We start from the raw sequence: 22,839 nt of genomic DNA, 5'->3' as shown, positions 1-22,839 counted from the left end.
GTCGGCACTTCCAGTCACTTGTGCACGATCTCCTCCGCCTGTAGCGTTGCCGTTGCCCAAGGAGGGCTATCAACGGAGTGAAGCATGAAGATTGGATTCAAGCTGTCTGTTGCTATTGCGGCTGCTGCACTGACCCTGGGAATCGGCAGTGCCTCCGCGCAGTCCCGCTGTACCCCTTGCTACACCGCGTATGACGCGTGCCTGGCGGCGGGTAATGGCGAGAAGGTCTGTTACCCGGCGTTTGCTCGTTGCCTGCGGAACAGCGGCTGCACCATCCCGTAAGCCACGCACTGCCGTGATGCGTGCCGGCCCCCATTTCGGGGGCTGGCATTGGCTGGCAGGCGCTGCGCCTTACTACTGAAAAGGTTCCATACGCGACTGGCGGTGTGATTTCATCCCATCCGCATCGCATGGTTCTCGCGCGCCTGCACATCAATTTCCTGCTGGCGTTGCCCGGCAGTCTGCTGGCGATCCAGGTCGACCGCTTTCATCTGCTGCAACGACTGCGCAACCGGCGTCTGTACTGCTATATCCGTGGGCATTGAAGCGCGCAGGTGGGCGGGGTCGGTCATCTCGCCCTGCACCACGAACACGTTCCGCCCTGCGGGAGCGTCGGCCGTCTGGGCGCTCAGCAGCACGTGATCGGCGCGTTCAAGCTGGTTGCGGCGGGCCAAGGCCATCACGCTCGCCACAAGACGCTCGCTGTTCTCATCGTGGGTACGCCCCGCGCTGGCATCGATCGCGGCCACGCCTTCGCGCACCTGCTGCAGCAATGTGTACTCACGGTGGCCAGGACCAATGTCGGCCAGACGGGTCGGCGCCTGTGAGGGATCCGGCACGTCGTCCACGGCTGCGGTAAGCGGGCTGCGGGTAATGGTCCGATACGGGTCGTCCGGGTGGAACTGGGTTCGCTTCTCCAGGCGCTCCAGACGAACCTCGCGCGCGTCGTTGAGTTCGGCGATACGTGAGGGATCGGTGATCTCGCGCAGCGACATGTGACCGCCGCCCGCACTGATGCTGGCCCATTTCCTGTCCGCCTCGAAGTACATCGCGTAGTAGCTGTTGCCACCGATGACGTTCGGATCAACCGCCGAGCGCCCTTCCAGGGCCTGGGTGGCTTCCAGCACGCTCAACCGGGTGAGGTACTGGCCGCCTTTCGTCCATCCCATCTGGCTGATGGCATCGACGCTGGTGTTGCCTACACGCGGGCCTCCGGCGTAGTCATTGTTGAGCATGTTGGTCCAGATCTGTTCCAGCTTCGCGGGGCCGCTCTTCTGCTCAGCCGCCTGCAGCAACACGCGCGGCGTCCAGCAATTGGGATCGAGTTCATGCCGTTCAAATGCACGGTCGTGAGCCAGCATTACATCCTTGCCGGGAAGATTCAGTGCCAGGTCTGGGCGGCGCTCGTTCATCCACTGCTGCCGCAACTCAAGATCTCTTTCGAGCAGTGTCTGCCCAAAGGACTCCCATTGCCGTTCGGTCAACTGTGCATTTGGAAACCGGGATCCCTCTTCCTGCTGGCTCTTCGCGTAGTTCTGTGCATAAGTGTTCGCGACGCGTCCCGGCAGGCTGTCATTGCGTACAACACCCAGTGCCAGTGTCCCGTATCCATCGGCTCCCGGCAGTTGCGACAGGTAGTTCCAGTAAAGCTCGCGGTTGCCGTCTCTGGCATAGCTGCCAAGGACGCTCAGATCTCGCTCGGTCAATCCACTCATACCCTACCCCTTCTCTTCCTTGAATCACCGATCACTTGGACCGGGTGCGCGCGATGACGTCCCTGACGGCCTCTTCCATGCGCTTCCAGTCCTTCAGAAACGCTCTCTTGTAGTCCAGGCTGACGGACAGCTTGTTGTCGATGTCCACGAAGTAATGAACGCAGCCCGCTGCCACTTCCCCGGGCTCACTGATCACCTCGCGCCCCTCCAGCCGCACGCCGTCGCGTCGGAATTCCTCGCCGTCACATTTGATGAACGAGCTGATCCGACCATCGCCCTGGCGTGCGATGTACCAGTCTCTCTCGTAGGCGGGATTGCGGACAGGCGGCTTCCCGTACCGCGCCTCATACTTCTTCGCGTACACCACCATCTTCGCTTCATCGATTGCATAGGGCGTCAGGCCCAAGGTCTGCGGCTTTGCAACGCGTTGATCGAGACGGTCCCTGGGATCCTCCCTTTCCACAGAGCCCTCCTCCGTGATGGCTTCATTTGACGACAGCCTTGAAAGCAGTGTTTCGACGGGAACGCGATCGACGTAGTTGATCCGAATGGCAATCTCCTTCCGGAAATCATTCGTACGCGGATTCGCCCGCGCACCCGGCGCCGTCGGCTTCATGTCCGGCCACTCGATGACCAGCGTCACGCCCTCGCCCGGCCACGGTGCGATCTGGCTGTCCAGGTAGTTGGCCGGAATGCGGAAAGTGTTCGGCCCGAGCTTCACGTCCACGGGCGCATCGGTATAGGTGTGGCCGTTGATCGTGCGGCCGGTCTGGGTTGCGCCGGGCATGGCGGGATTCCTTTCGTGTTCGTTGGACGGTGGCCGCGCACAGGCGCCGGCACTCACTGCAACGGCAAGTGCAAGCGTCAGACACCGGCTGGGGGACATCACGTGCATGGGCATTCCATTGCAGGGTTCCAGCGCCACTATAGGCAACCGGCCGTCCACGGAACAGGAACCGCATCGCAGCCCTTCATGAAACCAGGCTGCGCGCCACATGCGCTGCCTGCAGTACTGCGGATACTGCTTCGGCACTACTCCAGGTCTCAGCCGTCGCTGTCCGTGCCTTTATGGCCGCGATAGGTTTCACCCCACTCGCGCATGGCAAGCAGCACCGGCACCAGCGTGCGGCCGAATTCGGAAAGCTCGTACTCCACCTTCGGCGGCACTTCCGGGTACACGTGGCGGATCACCACCCCGTCAGCCTCCAGTTCCCGCAGCTGGCTGGTCAGCATGGACTGGGTGGCGTTGGGCACACGCCGGGTCAGCTCCATGAAACGTCGCTTGCCTGTCATCAGGTGAAACAGAATGATCGGCTTCCACACGCCGCCCATCACCGACAGCGTGACTTCCACCGCGCAACCGCTCTTGCCATCCCAACGCCTGCTACGCATGCATACTCCGGAAAACCATAGTACCTACGGAAATTCATCGTTCTTGTTGCGATAACGGTGCGAGCCTAGCATGGCCCCATTCCTTGAATGTGAGGCCCAGCATGACGTTCAAAGCACTGCTCACCCGCAAGACGAACAACCAGGTTTCGACCGAGCTGGTCGATTTTGATGAAGCCGATCTGATGGACGGCGACGTTCTGGTGGACGTCGAGTACTCCACGCTGAACTACAAGGATGCGCTCGCCCTGACCGGCAAGAGTCCGGTCATCCGGACGTTCCCGCTCATTCCCGGCATCGATCTGGCAGGTGTGGTGCTGGAATCCAGTAGAGCCGACTTCCAGCCAGGCGACCGCGTTGTGCTCAATGGCTGGGACCTGAGCATGGGACATCACGGCGGGCTGGCCCAGCGCGCGCGCGTGCGGGGCGAATGGCTCAACCGGATTCCCGGCAACTTCAGCACCCGCGACGCCATGGCCATCGGTACCGCAGGCTATACCGCCATGCTGTGCGTACTGGCCCTCGAACATGCGGGGCTGACGCCCGAAAAGGGCGATGTGCTGGTGACCGGCGCCAACGGTGGCGTCGGTTCGATCGCGGTGGCGATCCTCTCAAAGCTGGGCTATCGCGTGGTGGCTGCCACTGGGCGACCTGAACACGCCGAGTATCTGCACAGCCTGGGTGCCGCCGAGATCATCGACCGCGCGCGGCTTTCAGAACCGCGCGAGCGGCCGGTGAGCGCCGAACGCTGGGCCGGGGTGGTGGATGTGGCCGGTGGCCCTACCCTCGTCAACGCCATTGCCGAGACGAAATACCGAGGCGCCGTGGCCGCCTGCGGGCTGGCGCAGAGTGATGAGCTGCATGGCTCGGTGCTGCCCTTCATTCTCCGCAACGTGACGCTTGCCGGTGTGGATTCGGTGAATGCGCCGCAGGACATCCGACAGCGCGCGTGGGACCGGCTTGCCACCGACCTGGATCCGCAGAAGCTCGAAAGTACCGTGCAGTTGATCGGGCTTGCCGAGGTGCTGGACGTCTACGACCAGATCATCCCGGGCAAGGTGCGTGGGCGGATTGTGGTGAATGTGAATGCGTGAGCAGGTCGTCTGGATCAACTGCATCTGATGCAGCTTCCATGCTGCGGCGAATGGTGAACATGCAGTGAAACGACGCGGGCGGTGGTGTCCCCAAGCCACTGCCGCTCGCATACGCTCGGGTTCCCATCGCTGCCTGGACACCCGACATGCCAATGACCGCGTTCGCACTTGCCGCTGCGCTTTCGGGCCTGCCCGACATCACCTGGGAGCGCGAGCGCGCCGAGGATGCGCACCAGCTCATGCTGTGCCAGATCCATCGCGATGCGCTGAAGCAGAACGAGGGCAAGGACGATGCCTATCCGCGTGCCAAAGCGGTCTGCGACCTGCTGGCACGCGAGTACAAGGACAAGTGGGATTTCGATGCGCAGGATGCCCTGGCCGCTTCGGCGGTGGATCTGGACGAGCTGATCCGACGCGGTGATGTGGTGGAAGTACCGCCGACGAAGCAGGATCGCGCCTACGAGTGATGGTACGCGATCCTAGCGCCGTGATCTTCTCGGCCTGCCCCAGGTTGCGGAGCCACGAGCGCGCCTCAGCACCCACACCTCGCCCACCTCAAACCGCCCCCGGCAGCTCGCTCTCGATCTGCTCAACCAACTGATTGAAGACGGGTCTCATCTTCATGATATCCAGCACCGAATCGCCCACTTCATCCAGGATCATGGGGTCCGCACCACAGGAGAGAAGGTAGACAACGGCCTCGAGGCTTTCACTAATCACGGCGTTCGCCATCGGGGTCAATCCAATATCCCCGAGTACGTCGATATTGGTGACGAACGGCATCAACTCTTTGAGTAGATCCACGTCGTTATTGAACGCCGCTATATGCAGCGGCGTATCGTCGTCGATCCCATGGCTTTCCGGACTGGTCAACTCGCAGCCTTCGAAGGTGTGGCACTCATCGAACCTTGACAGAAACCTCTTTAATTCCGGATCCACTGCATTCATCGGGGCATTCCCTCCCAGGCCTTTCTCCAAGCACTGCTTTCACTTAATATGCAGTGAGCCGCCGGATCGTGGCACACCATTGCACAGGTGCATAGTGGCACGTACGGAGCCCGCATCCGGGACGCACGCGATAAACGCGACACCCCGCGACTCCACCGACCACTTCCTGCGCACGCGAAGCCCGTACCGAGGTCAATCCGCGAGCTGACGACCACAGGCGGCTTCCAAGCCCCTTATCATGTGGGCTTAGGGGCTCAATAAGCACTATTGACGCTTGCAAGGCAGTATCTGGATGTCTATGGAATGGCGCCCCTCGGGCTGGGGCCGACGCGTGACCCGTTCGCCCCATTGGTCGCTGCGGCTTGATGGCGAGTACGTTGAACTCAGTGTCTCCGGCCAGCAGTACAGGTTGCGCGTGGATGGTGATCAGCAGGTGCAGGTCCATCGAGGGGTCTTCTGGTCACGGGTCGAACTGCAGACCGGCGATGCTGCCGGGCTGTGCGTGGACGGGCTCCCCAACGGACGAGCGTCCCGGCTTGCGGGGGCCCTGCAGCACCTGCTCTTTGCGCGAACCACGCGTGGACGCAAGGCCCTGTTCGACACGATTCTGAAGCAGATCCAGTCCTGGTTGGGCGACGCGGATGCCCTCATCGACCGAGGCAGTGCCGGTCGCAGCTGGATCACCCATGAGCAGCAGCAGGCGCTGCTTGCGAAGCGCTCAGACCTGCCCCTGCAGCCGCCTGAGCTGGAGCAGCTGTTCCGCGACGAAGACGTGCATGAAGATCTGCATGCGGACAGCCATCGCGCGGCGCTGGACGCCCTGCGCGACTGGAACCTGGATTGGCCCGCTGCCTGGGCCGAAGCCAATGAGGCCATGACCCTGCGCGAGCTGGTGTTGGCCAGGGACTTCCTGGGCCGGGTCGAGAGCAAGCCGCTGACAGAGGAACAGGCCCGCGCCGTCATCTGCTTCGACAATCGGGTGCAGGTCGTGGCCGCGGCCGGCTCCGGCAAGACCTCCACGATGGTCGCCAAGGCCGCTTATGCCATTGACCGCGGCTTTGTCGAGCCCGAACGCATCGTGATGCTCGCCTTCAACAAGGATGCTGCCAAGGAACTGGAGGAGCGTGCGCAGCGAACCTTCGATCGACTCGGCATGGGCAACACCGTGGTTGAGGCCCGGACCTTCCACGCCCTAGGCCTGGCCATCATCGCCAAGGTCACCGGCCGCAAGCCCGACATCCCCGAATGGACCATTGACGCCACGCTGGGCTTCAACAAGCTGGCCGAGCTGGTGGACGACCTGAAGGATCGCTCGATCCACTTCCGCACCCAGTGGGACATGTTCCGCCTGGTGTTCGGGCGCGACCTGCCGGCATTCGGCGCGGAAATGGAGGCCGATGGCTACGAACGCGATGGCACGCCCTACATCCGCACCCTGCAGGGTGAGCGGGTGAAGAGCCTGGAAGAATGCGTGATCGCCGACTGGCTGTTCTACAACGGCGTGACGTACGACTACGAGCGACGCTACGAGTTCGATACTGCGACAGACACCCACTGCCAGTATCGCCCCAACTTCTATTACCCGCACGCCGGGCTGTATCACGAGCACTTCTCGCTGGATGCGGATGGCCAGGCGCCAGAGCAGCTTCCCGACTACGCCGAAGGTATGCATTGGAAGCGTCAACAGCATGCGGCACGAGGCACCGCCCTTGTTGAAACCACCTCGTTTGGTCTGCGCAGTGGATACGCCCTGCGGGATATGGCGGAGAGGCTTGGCGACTCCGGTGTCGAACTCGACCCCAACCCCGACCGCGAGCTGCCCGAGCAGGGCGCAAAGCCCATGCCGGACGCGGACCTGATCGGCTTGATGCGCACCTTCATTGCCCATGCCAAGAGCAACTGCCTGACGCTGGATGATATGGCGGAGCGCCTGCGACAGATGCCCGAAGACCAGTTCAAGGAACGGCATCGGCGCTTCCTGGAAATCGCCAGCCCTGTTTTCCAGGCCTGGGACAACGCACTGGCTGACGAGCACGGCATCGATTTCGAAGACATGCTCAACATGGCGGCCGGACTGCTGGAACAGGGCCGCTATGAATCGCCCTACGAACTGGTGATGGCCGACGAATTCCAGGATGCCTCGCGCGCCCGCGCCCGGCTCTGCCGTGCCCTGGTCAGCCGCCCCGGCCGCTATCTGTTTGCGGTGGGCGATGACTGGCAATCGATCAATCGTTTCGCCGGTGCCGACGTTTCGGTGATGACCGGATTCCGCGAGTGGATGGGCCATGGCCAGGTGCTGAAACTGGAGCAGACATTCCGCTGCCCCCAGGCGCTCTGCGATGCGTCCAGCCGTTTCGTCAGCCGGAATCCAGCGCAGATTGCCAAGGCGGTTCGTTCTGCCGCACCGGCAATGGGGCCAGTGCTGCAAGCGTTCCAGATGAATCGTCGCGAGGAGCTGCAGGATGGCGTTCGCCAGTACCTCGCCAGGCTGCATCAGCAGCTGTTGTCAGGCGCGGTGCCGCAGGGCCGCAATGGGCGCGTGACTGTATTCATCCTGGGGCGGTATCGCGCCGATCGCAGCGCGGTGCCACCGGATTGGAAGACTGCCTTCGGCAGCACGATGGACGTGGAGTTCCTGACGGTCCATCGGTCGAAGGGACGCGAGGCGGACTACGTGATTCTGCCGGGCATGATCAACCGCAGCTTCCCGAGCCTGCGCGCCGATGACCCGGTCCTTTCGCTGGCAATGCCGGATGGGGATACCTATCCGCTGAGCGAAGAACGGCGGCTGTTCTATGTCGCGCTGACGCGTGCGCGACGCTCGGTGGCCATGTTCACCCTACAGGGGAAGCGTTCGCCGTTCCTGGACGAGCTGGTGAAGGACAGAGCAGTGGAAGTGACCGCGATTTCAGGCGCGGCCATCCACGAAGAGCGCTGCCCGGTGTGCAAGGTCGGCGTGTTCGTGGACCGGATGGGGCCGCATGGGGCCTTCCGGTCGTGCTCCAGTTACCCGTTGTGCCATAACAAACCGAAGGGTGGGCAGCGGGGATGAGAGCATCCCGCTCCCTCCAAATATGCCTGCCTGCATCAGGGCACACAGACACCGTCTCGGTTTCGCCCCCGGCATGATGCACGCCATGGCGTTTCCGGAAACGAAAAAGCCCCGGCAGGACCGAGGCTTTTGTCTGGATGGTGGCGAGGCTGCAGGGTATCGCAAGGTCCCCACACGTCCTCGCCGCGTCCTATTACGGGAAAATGCAGGCATTCAGACGCAAGCAGTGCATATAGTTCCGGGCACAGATACTCAAGTCTGTACCTGACGCCTCACATGCAATGTACTGGACCTCGCAGACGAAACAAGGGCAGGGGCCTTTCGCCGTGGCGCTGCTGATTCCAAAGTTCAACGCACAGGCCGCAACAGCAACAGAATGCTTGCATCCAATCTTCATGCCATGACTTCGTTCGTCGCCCTCCATGGGCATGCGCAGCCTAGCGCGGATGCCTGATGCATTCAAATTGACCGGCGCCCAGCTCAGTAATTGCGCAACAGAAGCACTTGCCGTCCTTGAATGCGTTACTTCCCTGGTATCGGAGGACGGCACTGGTTTGTTCGTTCACTTGACCCTTGTGGGCGGATGGCTAGGCAGCAAGGGCCGTATGACCCGTCCTGCCATAGGTTGACACCTATGGGGTGGATGATCTGACCGCCCTCAGGCGGCCAAAGACGCCCGATGCACCGCATCGGGCGTCTGCATTTTAAGGGGCAGATGGGGTCGCTCCGCGTTGTAGATCTCCACTGCCTCAGCCACCATCTGCCGGGCCTGTCCCAGGTCCCGTGGGCGACGAAGCAAAAATTCTCCTTTGAGTATCCCGTTGATCCGCTCCGCAAGCGCGTTCTGATAACAGTCGTAGCCGTCGGTCATGGAGCAGGTCAGGCCATGCTTGGTGTGGATGGTCTGGTAGTTGTCCGAGCAGTACTGGATGCCCCGATCCGAATGATGGATCAGGCGCTGCCTCGTTTTTCGCCATTTCAGGGCCATTTCCAGTGCTTGCGCAGTGTGTTCCGTCTGCAGCGTCTCATTCACGCTCCAGCCCACGATCTTGCGTGACCAGACGTCTGTAACCAGGCTCAGGTAAACGATATTTCCGTCAGTGGGCAGGTAGGTGATATCCGCTACCCGCCCCGCCGCTTGTAGCTTCGGTTCAATCAGATGGTGCAGCTTGCGCGTACCCAACCGCGGCTGGCGCGCGCGGCAATCGCTCACCAGCGCCAGCGCCGTGGAATCAGCAGCGTCTCGCCGCTGATGACGGTGTCCAGCCTGATAGAACGCCCGCCGACTGATGCTGAAATGGCGGCAAGCCCTTGCCACGCTTACGCCTTTGAGGCGCCCTTGCGTGAGGACTTGCCGGAAGGCTTTTTTACGATGCGTACCCCGTAATCCTCTTTGAGGACGTCCAAGATCGCCTCGAAGAGCTGCGCCTTCTCGTTCGCCTCTCGCAACTGGACCTGCAAGGCCTTGATCTGTTGTTCCGGCGTAAGCGGCTTGGCCGCGACGGCTTTGGGGACGGTGCTCATGGGAGGGAATGATGCACCAGCTGACCAGTCTTGCCGACCGTGCCGACGAAGCCAGGAAAGGACCGTGCTCCGGCCTTGGATCCCATAACGCTCCTGGGCCTGTTTGTAGGTCAATTCCCCGCGCTCTACCTGGTCGACCACCGACAGCTTGAAGGCCAGCGAATAGTCCCGTTGGCTGCGCCTGATTGTTGATTTCATTGAACATTCCTTTTCCGTAGGGGAAAAGTGTCAACCCAATTCAGGACGGGTCAAGGTCAACATTCAAGGACTGGGCTAGTGAAACCACGGATTACCCTGACGACCTCTCTGAGACCGCCTTGGCTCACAGGATCCGCGATAAAGCCAAAGTAGCCTATAAGCGGGGAACCATGTTGGGGAAGCAGAGAGCGCTCATGATGGCATGGGCCGAGTACTGCGGGAATGCTCCGTTTTCGCCCTGAACGCCATGGACTGGAAGTTGCCCAGAAGCCCGGGTAAGATCGAGCCATCCACAGCACACGCGCCAGGATGGCCATGCCGTCGGTGAATCCTGAAATTTTGAGATGGGCACGCGAAACGGCGGGGATGACGCCGGATGTTGCCGCGTCGAAGCTGGCCCTTAACGACACAAAGCGGGCAACCAAGCTTGATCGCCTGATCGCTCTTGAAACGGGCGAGGACGAGCCCTCCGATGCGATGCTCCTGAGGATGGCCAAAGCCTACCGCAGGCCGCTGCTGTCTTTTTATCTCTCTGCTCCACCTGAACCTGACCGGTCTTCCCTCGATTTCCGCACACTTCCCGAGCGGAGTTCTGCAGATGAGCCGGTGGTTGCAACTTTGTTGCGTGATGTAAAAGCGCGGCAGGCACTTGTTCGCGCATTGCTTGAAGAGGAAGATCAGCCGCCGGTGGGATTCGTAGGGTCTTCGAAGGGCAAGACGTCTGTTGAGTCTGTTCTAGCTAGCGTGGTCAAGTGGAGCGGCATTAGCCGCGACGAATTCAGGCGCGCCAGGAACACGGATGAAGCCTTCTCTTACTTGCGCGAGAAATTCGAGGCGATTGGTATCTACGTCGTGCTGCTAAGTAATCTTGGCACTCACCACACGGATATCGATGTTAGGGCATTCCGAGGAATAGCCCTTTCTGACCCCTTCGCTCCGTTTGTCGTAATTAACAGCCAGGACGCCAAGAGCGCGTGGAGCTTCACTCTGCTGCATGAGGTTTGCCATCTTTGGTTTGGCGAGTCCGGCATCAGCACTTTAAGCACAGAGCTTGCTTCTGAGAGATTTTGCAATGAGGTGGCTAGCACTTTCCTGCTTTCTGCAGAGGAAATAGCCTCCCTACCGCTGCCAGCGAGCAATGCTCCTAACGATTTAGCTGATGCTATGTCTGCCTTTGCGGCGGCGCGCAACATCAGCACAACGCTCGTCGCATTTCGCGCATTTCAAGCCGGCAGGATCTCCGAGGAATCTTGGACCAGCGTTGCGGAATTCATGCGCGCCGAATGGCGCCGTCAAAAGCAGAATGAGAAGGACGCTCGCAAAGATCGAGCAAAAGATGGCGGACCGAACTTTTATGTTGTTCGACGCCATAGGCTTGGCAAGGCACTGGTAGAAACCGCTTACCGGGGGGTGATGGAGGGGAGCCTCAGCCCATCGAAAGCGGCAAAAATCTTGGGCGTTGCGCCTCGTAGTGTGTACCCGCTCTTGAACACGGCAAATGGAAGGGCCGCCTGATGATCTATCTGGTCGATGCGAACGTCGTGATGCAAGCGGCGAACACCTACTTCCGACACTCGTGGGTGCCTGAATTTTGGTCTTGGCTCCACCACCACGGAAGCCTTGGAAACATCAAGATGCCATTGGAAATTTTCCAAGAGATCAAGGACGGCTCCAACAATTCCGAGAAAGACGAGCTTTTTGCTTGGGCGAGTGAAAAGAAGAACAAAGATGCGATTCTCCTTGCGGACTCCGTTACTTCCCCGCTCATTAGAACGGTGATGGAGAATGGGTACTCACTGACATTGAACGAAGTCCAACTCCAGATGATTGGACAAGATCCATTCTTGGTGGCTCATGCCCTAAAGGATCCAGGCAACCGCTGCGTGGTAACCCATGAGGTTAGCCGACCCAAAGCAGCAGCTCACAATAGAAAGCTTCCTGACGCATGCGCCTCAGTTGGAGTGGCTTGCTGCACTCCATTCCAGATGATGCAGAGCTTGGGCTTCAAGACAGCGTGGAATACTCCGCCAGTCGCTCCGAAGACTCTCCCGCTGCCACCAAAACCTTTTGCTACGGCGCCCAACCCGCTGCCTCCTCTGCCCCCCCTTCCCGATAAGTCTCCCTGACTAGCTTTGCGGGCACGCTTGTCCCAACCGTCCACCTCGGGCGTGACTGGACCGAAGCTGCGTATGCCCTGCCCTCACCCAAACCTTCATCGGGTACTTCGCACTGGGCTTGGCCTCCTTCGGTGATCGGCGCAGTTACAGCGCCTCTTTGATCCGCGCCACATCTCTAGCCCCAGCCTCAGCTAGGCGCCGGCTTGTTGGTGTTGCTCGAGCGTTGGCGGCAGGCCCGGAGGCGGTTCGAGCGGTTCGCTTGGAGTGGTTTCCAGCAGCCGGGCCAAAGCCGCCCGCAGGTGCATCTCCGGGTACAATCTCGCCGCGCACCAGCGTTCGGCGTAGCGCATACCCTGCCTGATGCTGGACGCACGCACGTCCTTGGTCTGCCACATCTTCCGGCCGTCCAAATGCGCACGCCTGCAGACCCCAGGCCTGCCAAGAGAAATCCTATGGCTGCCTCAAGCACGAAGTGAAGCGTCGCATAGTAGGCATTTACCTACAGCACAACACGGACTTCCATGATCGACAAGTTCATCGGAAATTGACAATGTGATTCATATATGAATGCTTAGTGAATACGGAATTGAGGCTCGGCGTGCCTGACGTCCCTGTCATCGGGCGCCCGATCGAAACACGCTCGATCCCCTCGTTACAACATGAAGGAAGGCAATGTCATCAAAGACTAAGGTTCTAATCCTCTCAGCGGCAATTGCTTTGATTGGAACAGGCATCTGGCGGTTTGCCGCCACCTCCCCCACGTCGCGACAGGACAATGACAGCATCAGAACGCCCACGACTGGCGTGCCCAAGATCACGATAGACGCGAATTCGGTCCCCGCGCCCCATACAACCACAACGACCAGTCTGTCGTCGTCGGCCAACAGATCAGTTCGCGTGCGACATCTATCTGGCAGAGCCTATGTCGTTGAGGACTTCGGGCGTGTGCCGAGTGGCACCGTCGACAAGGTAGTTGCGGAACTTTCGCCATTGGCGATGGCCGGCGATGCGACGGCCTCCTATGGGATCTTTCTAAAGCTCAATGAATGCGCAAACATCAACAGGCGCGCATCCAGGGGAGCCGCCTTGCAAGCCTCGCCAGATGTCGCAGCTGCCTGCAACGACCTTTCGGCGGAAAATGAAGTCAGCTCGAGCAAATGGCTATCGCTTGCTGCAGAGCAGGGGAACATCGGAGCGAGACTGCTCTATGCCGCAGACTCCGAATCAGCTCTGGGCGGACCTGCTGAGCTGCTTCGCAACCCGGACCGCGCAAAGGAATACAAGCAGACAGCCGTAAGCTATCTGCAAGAAATGGCATCTCAAGGTAGCGCCGACGCGCTACTTCAGCTGGGGAATGCCTACCACGCTGGTGTGCTGATCGATGAGGACCAAGTTACAAGCAGAGCGTACTTTGAAGCAGTACGCCTCATGGACCCCTCGATAGTGCCGGCTCGTCAAGTTAGTACCTTGGACAAATCGCTAAGTGGAGAACAGCTCTCCTTAGCCCTAAGAAAGGGAAATCAAATCTATGACTCTTGCTGTCGATAGGAAGTTTTTCCGCATACCCCGCCGCAAGGCCATTCTCATTTTGGTAGCCACTGCCGCGCTCGCCCTTGCTGCAAGCACTTTAGCCTTTGAACGCGGCCCCTACTTCTGCAACGACTGTCACGTGGCATCGCCGGTTCCTGACGCAAGAACCCTGGAAGTCATCAAAGACTCACGCGCACCAATCGATTACGTACCACTCTTCGCGTGGGCGACTGGAACGACGTACCAGATATGCAACGCAACGCATTGCACCGTCTACCACGAGAATTTCGAATCGAACTGGGTAGGCGAAGGTCAGACGCCACGCGAAGGCGTCATGCCCGAGCCAATTTATGAAGGCGGTGGCGGCGGCGGAGACATGGGCGACTGGGGAGGTCACGGCGGAGGGATTGGCGGCCCTGGCTTGGGTGGTGGCTGCGTAGGCAGATGCAACGGCGACGTAGAGGTCGGACCAATTCAGCAAATCTGATAAAACCGTGACCGGCCCAGCTCCACTAGGAGCTGGGTTTTTATTGACGCGCTGCAATCTCAGCCCATGCAAACTTATCTTTACCAGACGACGGTGATGTGGGCGGAATAGCACATGGCGCCATCTGGCCCCGGCCATGTTCAGCCATCGTGATCGCTTCCCGCGGCTACAGCTCAATCGCCGGCTCACTAGCATCCAGCGGCAGCTCCGCCTTTTCCGGCCAGGCAAACGCCTCCGGCTGCGATAGCAGCGCGCCTACCTAGTCCCAGTCTCGATCCCCGCCGGCGGCGCCAGCACCAGTTGCTCCAGCGCCTGGTTGACGGCATCACGCCAGCCGCGCCGCAGCCCGCGTAGAAACTCGGCCCACGCAGGAACCATTGTCATCCAGGTCGGCGACGCGCTGGTAAACCTGAACCCGTTTGAAGCACGGAAAGTGGCCGAACACCTCGTCCTTGCGGCCGATCAGATCGACCAGCGCGCCTCCATCGACCGCAGCAATCCGCAGGCGGCCGCCGCATGAGCGCCGCCCTCGGCCACCACTCCAACGCTGACCGCGCTCTACACCGCCCAGCCTGTGCGCTGGGAGTATCGCAACGAGAAGGACGTGGGCCCGGGCAGTTGGGTCCAGGCCGACGCCGGCTACGTCTACGCCGCCCACCAGCGCGACCTCGTTGTCCGCGCCCTGTTCGAGACCCCGCGCGTCGTCCAGCCCGAGAAGGTTCACGACTTCCAGCGCCACGTCTGTGCTGCGGGGAAAGCCAGGACTGGGCCGGGCCGGATTGCTTCCCGCCCGACAAGAAGGTCGACCCACTCACCCGGCTACCCGTGGAACCGAGCTGGTTCCTTGAACCGCTGAAGTGGATCCAGGATGCCGGCCCCATGCCGGTCAGCACGCACGAACGCCGCCGACGAGCCAGCGAAGCCACCTTCCTGATCGAACAGCTCGAAGCCCACATCGAGGAGTGCAGCCATGACCCAAGAACATATCAGCCACCCGGAAGGGTTGCCGAACTGCGCCACCGGCCACCGCGCGCGCCACATCCACGACAAGCGCTGTGCATCCGCCGGTGGCGGCCACCTGGTCGAGTGCGCTTGCAGGTCGACCAGCAAGCATGCCGAACCCGACAAGGCCATCGCAGCCTGGCGAAGACTGAATCGCCCGGCGCGCAGCGCGCGCCCCACTTCGGTCGAAATGCCGATCGACAACGTTCTGCAGTTCCAGCTTGGGCTGGCCTACCGTCCTGCGAAGGCTCGCGCCATGGGAGGCTATCATGGCCGTGGCTGAAAGACTGGAAGAGCTGCTATCGCTTGATCACGTGAGCCAGATGACCGGTATGGACGCCACCTTTATCTGCGGAGAGATCAAGGCCGGCCGCTTCCGGCGCTCTATCCGCATCAGACGCCGCGCACTCTGGATACAATCCGAGGCGCAAGGCCGGGTTCGGCAGCAGATCGTGCAGAATCGATCTTTGCAGGTGAATGGGTAAGCGGGCGGGCAGCGAAGGCTGTAGAAACAAAAAAGCCCCTGTTTCCAGAGGCTCTTTTAAACAACTGGCGGAGAGAGTGGGACTTCCTTGAGAAGTGCCCTCACCCCTTGGACGGCTTGGGTTTCACGAATCTGGGAGGTGCCCTTGAATGTGCCCACGATGAGCATACCCCTTGCGGTGCAACGGATCCAGCCGTTTTTGCCGCCCTTGGGATCGCCAATCTCGATCTTCTCCAAACCGGCGCGATCAGGGCAGATGACCCGTTCGCCCCCACTCTCCGCCGAAAAGGGAAGCAATCCGGTGGACCGCTTCCTCATGTGTGCCTCAGGGCAATTGGGGCCATGGGACAGGACGCCTCAGCAAACGGTTCTGGACGGAGTCCTTTCAACGGCGGCCTTACGCCATAGCTCCATGGCCGGCTCACCGTCGCCCACGACACACTGCAAAGCACGGATTCGCACGCCCAGTCCGGCGCCAGCTCGGAATCGACGCTCCAGGCCCAACGGGGTGCTTTCGGTGCGTCAGACACTGACTCGGCCTTGGCAATCACTGTTTGCAGCGATCGGCGGGGGGCAGATCCGCCACGAATGGCTACCAGGCACTCGCTGCGCATCTCGACGTGGGGCATGTCCTTGAAGCTCTTCCAAGCCCCGCCCCACCTCAATCCCGCCTGCTGGGCGAGCTCACCGAAGCGTTGGTAGCCCTGCCGCACCTGCTCGTCCTTCAGGTCCCAAGAAGGGCGCCCGCGCTTGTAGATGACCATGTCCGCGGCCCAACCGTGGTTGTGGCAGCTGCTGCCTGGCCCCACCTGGGTCACGCCCTTTTGGCTGGCGAGCAGCTCGGCCTGGCGCTGTTTAGAACGGTAGCCCTCCATCAGCCGCAGGTCGTAGCCCTCGTCCTTCATCTGCAAGGCGATGCGTTCCAGCGCTGAGCGAAGCTCGGGCTGGACACCGTCCCACTGCGGGGCGTCTTTGTGGCGGTGGAACAGGCGTTTGAAAAACCCAGGCTTCTTCCCGTGGACCTCAACGGAATCGGTGGCTGGCGCGTGCGCGTGGACCAAGACGGGTGCGCTGGCCAGTGCGAGCGCGAGCAACAAGCGTTGAAACATGAGTAGGCCTCCTTACTCACATGAGCGATACACCCATGCAAGCGGAGAATCGAAAACGCGCAAGGGGGCTTGCGGAATTTTTTCCCTGTCGTAGAAGAACAGGGGTGGGGAAAAGTCGGCCCCACCGCTTCCTGGCGCACCGGCCCCTCCTGCCGTTGCGCCGGGAAGTTTCGTTGGGGGGGGGCTTGCGCATTCCAGGATCTGATCTATTCGTGAGTGCACACGCTCACTCATTTCAGACCCAGGAGGCCACCCCATGAAACGCTCCCTCATCCACTGCGCTTTGCTGGCAGGCCTTGTTGCTGGCACGGCGCAAGCCCAGGTTCAAGTGGGCAACGGTGCCGTTGCCACCAAACCCGAGACCACTGCGGTAGGCGACCGCGCCCAATCGTTGACCGTTGGGGCCACGACCATCGGGGCGGACGCCCTCGCCGACGGCGGGATAATGGTGGATGAAAATGGCGTTCCGGGTGAGTGCCTGGGGGCCACTGCGGTGGGCAATCGCGCCACCGCTCGCGGATGCCATACAACCGCTCTGGGGTTCTCGAGCGAAGCGCAGGGCTCAAATGCGCTCGCCATTGGCTCTCGCGCACAGGCATTTGCGGTTTACGCCGTCGCCGTCGGACCCCAAGCCCAAGCCACCGGCGATTCCGCGGTGGCCATTGGCGGGCACAGCCTGGCCAGCGGGATCACCGGTGTGGCCATCGGCTCTAGTGCCCGCGCGCTCGGGGATGGCGGGACCGCTGTAGGCTCAACCGCAAGAGCCGATGGAAACGGCGCGGCGGCTTTCGGGGCCGGGGCGAATGCTCAAGGCGATCGCAACCTCGCGTTGGGCGCCGCATCCCAGACCGAGGGCGAAGGTGCATCCGCCGTGGGGCCCGGTGCCAACGCAACCGCCGACTTTGCCGGCGCCTACGGTTACAGCGCTGGCGTTGCCGGCGAGGCCGGCACCGCCGTGGGTCCATGGGCACAGGCGTTTGCGCCCTACTCTGCCGCCTTCGGCGCGTCTGCCACGGCCAACGCCACAGAAAGTGTGGCATTGGGGCCCCGTGCCGTGGCCAACGCATGGGGATGCGTGGCCGTGGGCGCCAACACCACGTGCGATGAAGAAGACACTGCAGCCTTTGGCAACCGCCGCTTGACCCAAGTTGCCTTGGGCAAAGCGGACGACGACGCCGTGGCCGTCAGCCAACTGCGGACCGCCGTGGAAACCTTGGGCGCTGGCGCCTCCATGGTGAACGGCTTGATCGTGGCGCCGAACTACCAGCTGAGCAGCGGTAACAACTACACCACCGTGGCCGGTGCCATCTACGATCTCGATGGGCGCGTTCACCAGCTGGAACAAAACCCTGGCGGCGGTGGTGGCACCCCCGGTCCACAGGGCCCCACCGGTCCGCAAGGCCCAGCAGGCAAGGACGGTAAGGACGGAGGAAGCAGCACCACGGTGGCCGGGGCCAACATCGAGGTCACTGACAACGGGGACGGCACCCAAACCGTTGGCTTGAAAGACAACGTTGGACTGTCCGAAAAGGGCTCGGTCCAGGTGGCCAAGGCCATCCACAACAGCGACGGCTTCACTGTCCAGGGCGGTCCATCGGTCACCAGATCCGGGATCAACGCCGGCAACCAGCGGGTAACCGGGGTGGCAGCGGGGGCGATCGCCGCAGGGTCCACGGACGCGATCAACGGTGGCCAATTGTGGGATTACCAGCGGCAGCAAGACGACCGCTGGAACCTGACGGACCGCCGTTTCCGCCAGCTCGACAAGCGGGTGAGCGGTATCTGCGCCATGGCCCAAGCCAACGCCCAGATGGCCACCTCGACGTCGGCCATCCATGGGGAGAACCGCAACCGCTTGGCCGTAGGCGTAGGTGGCTGCAGCGGCCAAGCCGCCATTTCCATCGGCTACACCCGCGACGTGACCACCCCACGCGGATCCCCATCGGCCTTCTCGATCGGGGTTTCCCGCAGCGGGCAGGACACGGCCATGGGCGCAGCCTGGGCCATCGGCTGGTAACGAATGTCAGCAGCGAAAAGGAGGTGATCGTGTCTCGGCAAGGGCCCTTCGGGGCCCTTGTTCGTTGCCAAGTGCTTACATGAATGCCTATAGGCGTCTCGAACCCTTCGCAGCAGGCTTGCCAACTCAAGATTCTGATCTATTCGTGAGTGGGTCGTTTTACTCACGGAGAGACCATGCCCCACCGCCACAACCTCGGACGCAGCGAGAAGTATCACGCACTGCCCCGCACCCTTTACGCCCTGCTGTTCGACGACGGGGGCTGCTACATCGGCCAAAGCTCGAACCCGCAGCAGCGGGAGAAGCAGCACCGCTCCCCCAAAGGCGGCTGGCACCGTCCCTTCCGGTTCCATGCGCTGGAGGTGGTGACCGCCACCAGGGCGGAAGCCGAAGCGTATGAGCAGGCGTGGCGGGTGAAGGCCTCCCGGGAGGGGTGGCGCATCTACGCTAAGCCGCCAGGGATTGTGGTCAACCCCCACCGTCGGGCAACGCCCCACGTGCGATGGCTGGCCCATCAGCGGCGGTGGCAGCTGGGAACACCGGTGAAAGCCCCTTCCGAATGCGTGGGGTGGTGGCCGTGGGTAGTGGCGGGGACCAGTGTCTTATTGCTGGCCCGCTGCATCACTGGGTAAACGTAGACGCCATTCCCCCGTTGACAAGTTGAACGACTCTTGCCTCAGAATGGGCTTTCAAACAAAGCACCTAAAAAAATGAAGACCACCCCCAACGTTTACATCATCGAATCCCTTTATCCGAATGATGAGGGCAATGGCCGGTTTGAGGGTGTCTTCTTAGCTCAGATTCTTCGTCTCCACGGGAAGGAGACCAAGTATTCGTATGTCCGCACTCGAAAGGAGTTCAAGGCAGCAGTTCGAGATTTCAGGGCCTCAGGATACAGATACCTGCACATCTCTGCTCATGGGGACAAGAACGGCATCGACACGACCAATCAAGAAGGAGTCACCTATCAGCGACTGGCTGAACTTCTGTCTGGCATCCCAAAGAACTGCCGCCTATTCATGTCCTCATGCGAAGTAGTTCATGAAGAATCCGCTGAGGCATTGGTTACCGAGGGCAGATTCCGCTCGCTTCTTGGCCCGCGAAATCGTATCAAGTTTCACGACAGCGCAGCGACATGGGCCGCCATCTACCACCTCATCTTCAAAGCGAAATCAACATCCATGGCGGACTCAAGGATTTCTACCATCATGAAATCCATCATTGAACTCTATGCGGTCAATTTCGCTTTCTTCACAGAGACTGATGACGGGGAAATCGAAGACCGACTGGCAATGGACTAACCATTCAATGGTTGTGCACTGCGCCCCGATGCTTTTCTACCGGCACCTGGGTTTGCGATTTCAATCCTGCCAACAACTCTTCCACGTCCTGGACCAGGTTATGCACCGGGACGGCCTGCCTCTTGGACAGTCCGACGCTCAGCGCCATTTCTTTGTGCCGTTCGGTTCCCAGCCGTTCGGCCAAGCGATCCATCACGTTGTCCGTCGTATACATGCGGTAGCTGCCTTTGGTGAGGCGGGTGAACGCCACCAAGGCAGACTGCTGGTCGAGCATGCCCATGTTCGTGGCCAGGTGGTAAACCTCGGATTTCCCCTGCCCCTGCGCCTTGTGAACGGTCATGGCATACCGGTGGGCCAAGGCGTTGTGCTCGCTGGTGTTGAACTTCAGGATGCGCCCGTCCTCTTTCGGGTTCGAAGAGTCGATGCGCACCACCAGGTCGTAGCCACCGGATTTGTCCTTCCGAATGCTCTCCACCGTGCCCTCGGTGCCGTTGATGACGCCCAAGTCGTTGTTGGTCGCCGTGAACATCACACGGTCGCGGCGTGAGAGCGTCAGGTCCTCCCACTGCCCTTTCACGATCGAGCGGAAGGTGAACTCCTCTTTGTCCAGCACGCCTTGCTCCTGGAGCCCCTTTCGGATTCCTGTGGTGAGCGCCTTGACTTCAGAGCGCGTGTGGGCCAAGACCAGCTTCTCGTCCATGGGCGTCTTGTCTTTCAAGTAATCGTCCACCAACGCTTTGATGGCCTGCTTGTCCGTGCCGAAGTCGTCGATGCAGTCGCGTTGCTTGAGGTTGTTCAGGATTTCTTCGCCCATATGGAATGTGCCTTGGCGGCTGCGGTGCCCGCGTCGCATGTTCTTGACCTTTCCCTCGGCGTCCCGCTCGTAGAAGCTGTTGGCGGTGGTCAGGTCATCAGCGTTCTTCTGCCGGCGGATTTCGGTCAGTTTCTTGTCCCCCAAGGCCATCTTCGCGAGCTCAAAGCCGTTGCCCGCAGCGATGGGCTGAAGCTGGTCACTGTCTCCCTGCATGACAAGCTTGGCGCCCACCCCCTGGCAGTAGGTCATGAGTTTCAAGGTGTCATCGGTGGCCACCATGCCGGCTTCATCGAGCACCACCACGTCCTTCTTCGTCAGAGCAACCTTGCCCTGCCGGATCTGGGAAAAGAACTTTGCAACAGACATGCAGGGCATCCCGGACTCTTCTTCCAGCTTGGCCGCGGCTTTACCCGACACGGCCAAGCCCATCAACTGCTTTCCTTCGGCTTCGAAGCACTGCTTGTAGACCTCGGCCACGGTGGTCTTGCCGGTGCCGGCCAACCCCGACATGACCCCCACACCGGCCGTGCCGTAAGTGAGGTGACCGATGGCGGCTTTCTGCTCCTCTGTGAGGGTGAACCCCTTTCGCTTTTCGTAAGCGGCGATCTCCCGATCCACGGTGGAGCGGAAAAGCTTCAGGTCCGTCTCGCTCTCTCGCTCCTTCGAGCGGCGGATGATCTCGGCCTCCAATTCGACCATCCAGGTGGCGGAAAAACGGTCCTCACTGTGCCTTCGTGCCAGCCTAGCGCCACGGTCCTCTTTGTGGAGGTATTCGGGTTTCACGCGCACCAGATCGTCCTGCTCGGTGAACTCTTTCACCATTTGGAGAACCTCTTCCGAGTTCTTTTGCCCGGCGAACTCCATCCCCAACTCCCGGACCAGGTTATGCTCGCAGAACATCGCCTCGTTCTCGTGCATGCGCTTCAAAACCTCGTCAAACGTATGCGGGTCCAGGTGCTGGCCTTTCGTCTGCTTGAGCGACTGGGTGGTGGGAACCAGCTCCGGGTGCTCTTTAGCGATGTTGGACAAGGTTTGCTGCCAGTCCTTGACCACCTGCTCGAAGGGCGGTTCTTCCTTCTTCTTGCGGGTGGCCTTGCAGGCCTCGTCGTGGCTGGCGTTGGGGTGTTCTTTGACGTAGTCCAGGATTTCCTGGCGGCGGGTCTTCATCTTAAGCACCAGCTCCCGGTCGATTCCGGCAATCGTGGTGAGGATCTGGCCCGTCTCGTGCCCCATCACGTCCACCTCGCGCTCCCGCTGAATCCCATAGCCCAGCGCTTTCATCGCGGCGTAGAGCTCGGCTTTGTAAAGGTGATCCGCAGCGCGGGTGTGACGATAGATCTCAATTGCGTCGTAGGTGCCCCACCGACCGTCCTCGCCCCTCGAAACCCCGAACACAAGATGATGGGTGTGCAGGTCGGATTCCACGTTCCGGTTGCTGACGTGGTCGGCGGCTGCCCAAACCAATCCCGCCGTGCCTATAACGTCTACGCCCGCTTCTCCGCGCCGGGTCTCTACCTTGCTCTCGATGTAGCGCATCGCGACGGCGCAGGCCTGGCGGTGGGCCTCCAGGATGGCCAGCTTCTCGCGATCATCCGCCAGCGCGAACGCCACGCTCACGTCCCCGGGGGCGGAAATGGTCAGATCGAACCCCACCCGATGGCCCCCCTCCCACTTCTCCATCGGCTTGCCGTCGTCGTCCAACCGCACGTTTCCCCAGCGATCCGTTTTGATAACCAATTGGGGCTCCTTGCCCGCGTTTTTGCACAACGGCCTTCCGGTGGGAGAAAAGCCCTTGCCAAGCTTTTCCATCACCTCACGGGTGACCGGCTGCCCTTCCAGGCCGAGTTCGGCGGCGAGCTTGCCGCCCCAGTTGAGCGTCTGCCGCGGATCGGGACCGCTGCCGGCGTAATAGGCCACGGCGCTGTCGATGGTCAGGCGCTCGGTGGCCAGCATGTAGTCGAACATGTTGCCACTGTGCGAGTTTTGGCCCTTGGCATTGATGGGCGTGCGATTGATCATGGGGCTCCCCTAAAGAACGTTGACTGTTCCAAGGTCCCA

At 61.1% G+C, this 22,839-nt stretch carries 20 protein-coding genes and 2 pseudogenes; 13 read left to right on the top strand and 9 right to left on the bottom strand.

Annotation, left to right across the window (positions count from 1 at the left end; all coding sequences use genetic code 11):
• Positions 1-84: 84 nt before the first annotated feature.
• Positions 85-282: a hypothetical protein gene (locus tag O0K41_RS03265; RefSeq protein WP_005410142.1), complete on the top strand. Its 198-nt coding sequence runs from the start codon at positions 85-87 to the stop codon at positions 280-282.
• Positions 283-392: 110 nt separating this feature from the next.
• Here the strand turns inward: O0K41_RS03265 and O0K41_RS03260 are convergent, their stop codons facing one another.
• The 3 genes from O0K41_RS03260 to O0K41_RS03250 all read right to left on the bottom strand — a co-directional run bounded on the left by O0K41_RS03260 (position 393) and on the right by O0K41_RS03250 (position 3,107).
• Positions 393-1,715, bottom strand: coding sequence for an XVIPCD domain-containing protein (locus O0K41_RS03260; protein ID WP_049449068.1), 1,323 nt, complete (start codon positions 1,713-1,715; stop codon positions 393-395).
• Positions 1,716-1,746: 31 nt separating this feature from the next.
• Positions 1,747-2,610, bottom strand: a complete 864-nt coding sequence (locus tag O0K41_RS03255) for a hypothetical protein (protein ID WP_088436602.1) — start codon at positions 2,608-2,610, stop codon at positions 1,747-1,749.
• 149 nt (positions 2,611-2,759) lie between these two features.
• Positions 2,760-3,107, bottom strand: coding sequence for a helix-turn-helix domain-containing protein (locus O0K41_RS03250; RefSeq protein ID WP_049449066.1), 348 nt, complete (start codon positions 3,105-3,107; stop codon positions 2,760-2,762).
• 101 nt (positions 3,108-3,208) lie between these two features.
• On the opposite strand from O0K41_RS03250, the gene O0K41_RS03245 reads away from it, so the two are divergent.
• Entirely contained in the window at positions 3,209-4,198 is a 990-nt protein-coding gene (locus O0K41_RS03245; protein WP_024956405.1) for an MDR family oxidoreductase, read from the top strand.
• A 146-nt stretch (positions 4,199-4,344) separates the two neighbouring features.
• Positions 4,345-4,665 (top strand): hypothetical protein, encoded by a 321-nt coding sequence (locus O0K41_RS03240; RefSeq protein ID WP_005410147.1) that lies wholly within the window; start codon positions 4,345-4,347, stop codon positions 4,663-4,665.
• A gap of 88 nt (positions 4,666-4,753) precedes the next feature.
• Here the strand turns inward: O0K41_RS03240 and O0K41_RS03235 are convergent, their stop codons facing one another.
• A complete protein-coding gene (locus O0K41_RS03235) occupies positions 4,754-5,146 on the bottom strand; it encodes an ankyrin repeat domain-containing protein (protein ID WP_088436590.1) in 393 nt (130 codons plus the stop codon).
• A gap of 298 nt (positions 5,147-5,444) precedes the next feature.
• Here O0K41_RS03235 and O0K41_RS03230 point away from each other — a divergent pair, with 298 nt between their 5' ends.
• Positions 5,445-8,198 carry a UvrD-helicase domain-containing protein gene (locus O0K41_RS03230; protein WP_088436589.1) on the top strand — a complete coding sequence of 918 codons (2,754 nt, stop codon included), beginning with the start codon at positions 5,445-5,447 and terminating at the stop codon, positions 8,196-8,198.
• A gap of 658 nt (positions 8,199-8,856) precedes the next feature.
• Here O0K41_RS03230 and O0K41_RS03225 read toward each other — a convergent pair.
• Positions 8,857-9,920 (bottom strand): annotated as a pseudogene (locus O0K41_RS03225) (IS3 family transposase).
• Between the two features lie 315 nt (positions 9,921-10,235).
• Between O0K41_RS03225 and O0K41_RS03220 the strand changes: the two are divergent.
• A complete protein-coding gene (locus O0K41_RS03220; protein ID WP_164222110.1) occupies positions 10,236-11,435 on the top strand; it encodes an XRE family transcriptional regulator in 1,200 nt (399 codons plus the stop codon).
• A complete protein-coding gene (locus O0K41_RS03215; protein ID WP_080398568.1) occupies positions 11,435-12,046 on the top strand; it encodes a DUF4411 family protein in 612 nt (203 codons plus the stop codon). Before O0K41_RS03220 ends, O0K41_RS03215 begins: the two co-directional genes overlap by 1 nt.
• On the opposite strand, the pseudogene O0K41_RS03210 reads toward O0K41_RS03215, so the two are convergent.
• A pseudogene (locus tag O0K41_RS03210) lies at positions 12,047-12,447 on the bottom strand (hypothetical protein); the annotation flags it as partial. It abuts the gene before it with no gap.
• A gap of 262 nt (positions 12,448-12,709) precedes the next feature.
• Between O0K41_RS03210 and O0K41_RS03205 the strand changes: the two are divergent.
• Together O0K41_RS03205 and O0K41_RS03200 are read left to right on the top strand one after the other, a co-directional pair.
• Positions 12,710-13,585, top strand: a complete 876-nt coding sequence (locus tag O0K41_RS03205) for a sel1 repeat family protein (protein ID WP_123958719.1) — start codon at positions 12,710-12,712, stop codon at positions 13,583-13,585.
• Positions 13,566-14,054: a hypothetical protein gene (locus O0K41_RS03200; RefSeq protein ID WP_123958720.1), complete on the top strand. Its 489-nt coding sequence runs from the start codon at positions 13,566-13,568 to the stop codon at positions 14,052-14,054. The genes O0K41_RS03205 and O0K41_RS03200 overlap by 20 nt, the downstream gene beginning before the upstream one ends.
• Positions 14,055-14,379: 325 nt before the next feature.
• Here O0K41_RS03200 and O0K41_RS03195 read toward each other — a convergent pair whose 3' ends face one another.
• On the bottom strand, positions 14,380-14,793 hold the full coding sequence (locus O0K41_RS03195) for a hypothetical protein (RefSeq protein ID WP_123958721.1): 414 nt from the start codon (positions 14,791-14,793) through the stop codon (positions 14,380-14,382).
• Positions 14,794-15,024: 231 nt separating this feature from the next.
• Here O0K41_RS03195 and O0K41_RS03190 point away from each other — a divergent pair, with 231 nt between their 5' ends.
• Together O0K41_RS03190 and O0K41_RS03185 are read left to right on the top strand one after the other, a co-directional pair.
• A complete protein-coding gene (locus O0K41_RS03190) occupies positions 15,025-15,339 on the top strand; it encodes a hypothetical protein (protein ID WP_059034753.1) in 315 nt (104 codons plus the stop codon).
• Positions 15,326-15,541 carry a hypothetical protein gene (locus tag O0K41_RS03185; RefSeq protein ID WP_059034754.1) on the top strand — a complete coding sequence of 72 codons (216 nt, stop codon included), beginning with the start codon at positions 15,326-15,328 and terminating at the stop codon, positions 15,539-15,541. Before O0K41_RS03190 ends, O0K41_RS03185 begins: the two co-directional genes overlap by 14 nt.
• 313 nt (positions 15,542-15,854) lie before the next feature.
• Here the strand turns inward: O0K41_RS03185 and O0K41_RS03180 are convergent, their stop codons facing one another.
• The gene (locus tag O0K41_RS03180) at positions 15,855-16,649 is read right to left on the bottom strand and encodes a M15 family metallopeptidase (RefSeq protein WP_006375262.1); all 795 of its coding nucleotides are present in this window, start codon (positions 16,647-16,649) and stop codon (positions 15,855-15,857) included.
• Between the two features lie 256 nt (positions 16,650-16,905).
• Between O0K41_RS03180 and O0K41_RS03175 the strand changes: the two genes are divergently transcribed.
• The 3 genes from O0K41_RS03175 (at position 16,906) to O0K41_RS03165 (ending at position 19,967) form a co-directional block, all read left to right on the top strand.
• Complete coding sequence (locus tag O0K41_RS03175; protein WP_049398256.1) at positions 16,906-18,666, top strand: adhesin; 1,761 nt, start codon at positions 16,906-16,908, stop codon at positions 18,664-18,666.
• A gap of 176 nt (positions 18,667-18,842) precedes the next feature.
• Entirely contained in the window at positions 18,843-19,298 is a 456-nt protein-coding gene (locus O0K41_RS03170; protein WP_006375340.1) for a GIY-YIG nuclease family protein, read from the top strand.
• 78 nt (positions 19,299-19,376) lie between these two features.
• On the top strand, positions 19,377-19,967 hold the full coding sequence (locus O0K41_RS03165; protein ID WP_032971082.1) for a hypothetical protein: 591 nt from the start codon (positions 19,377-19,379) through the stop codon (positions 19,965-19,967).
• 4 nt (positions 19,968-19,971) lie between these two features.
• On the opposite strand, the gene mobF is transcribed toward O0K41_RS03165, so the two are convergent.
• Positions 19,972-22,800, bottom strand: coding sequence for a MobF family relaxase (gene mobF, locus O0K41_RS03160; protein ID WP_164222112.1), 2,829 nt, complete (start codon positions 22,798-22,800; stop codon positions 19,972-19,974).
• Between the last annotated feature and the right edge of the window lie 39 nt (positions 22,801-22,839).

Source organism: Stenotrophomonas sp. Sm2128, assembly GCF_030985535.1.
Classification (GTDB): Bacteria; Pseudomonadota; Gammaproteobacteria; order Xanthomonadales; family Xanthomonadaceae; genus Stenotrophomonas; species Stenotrophomonas maltophilia.
The sequence above is the reverse complement of the archived record's forward strand: the minus strand, read 5'-3'. Positions and strand labels throughout refer to the sequence as shown.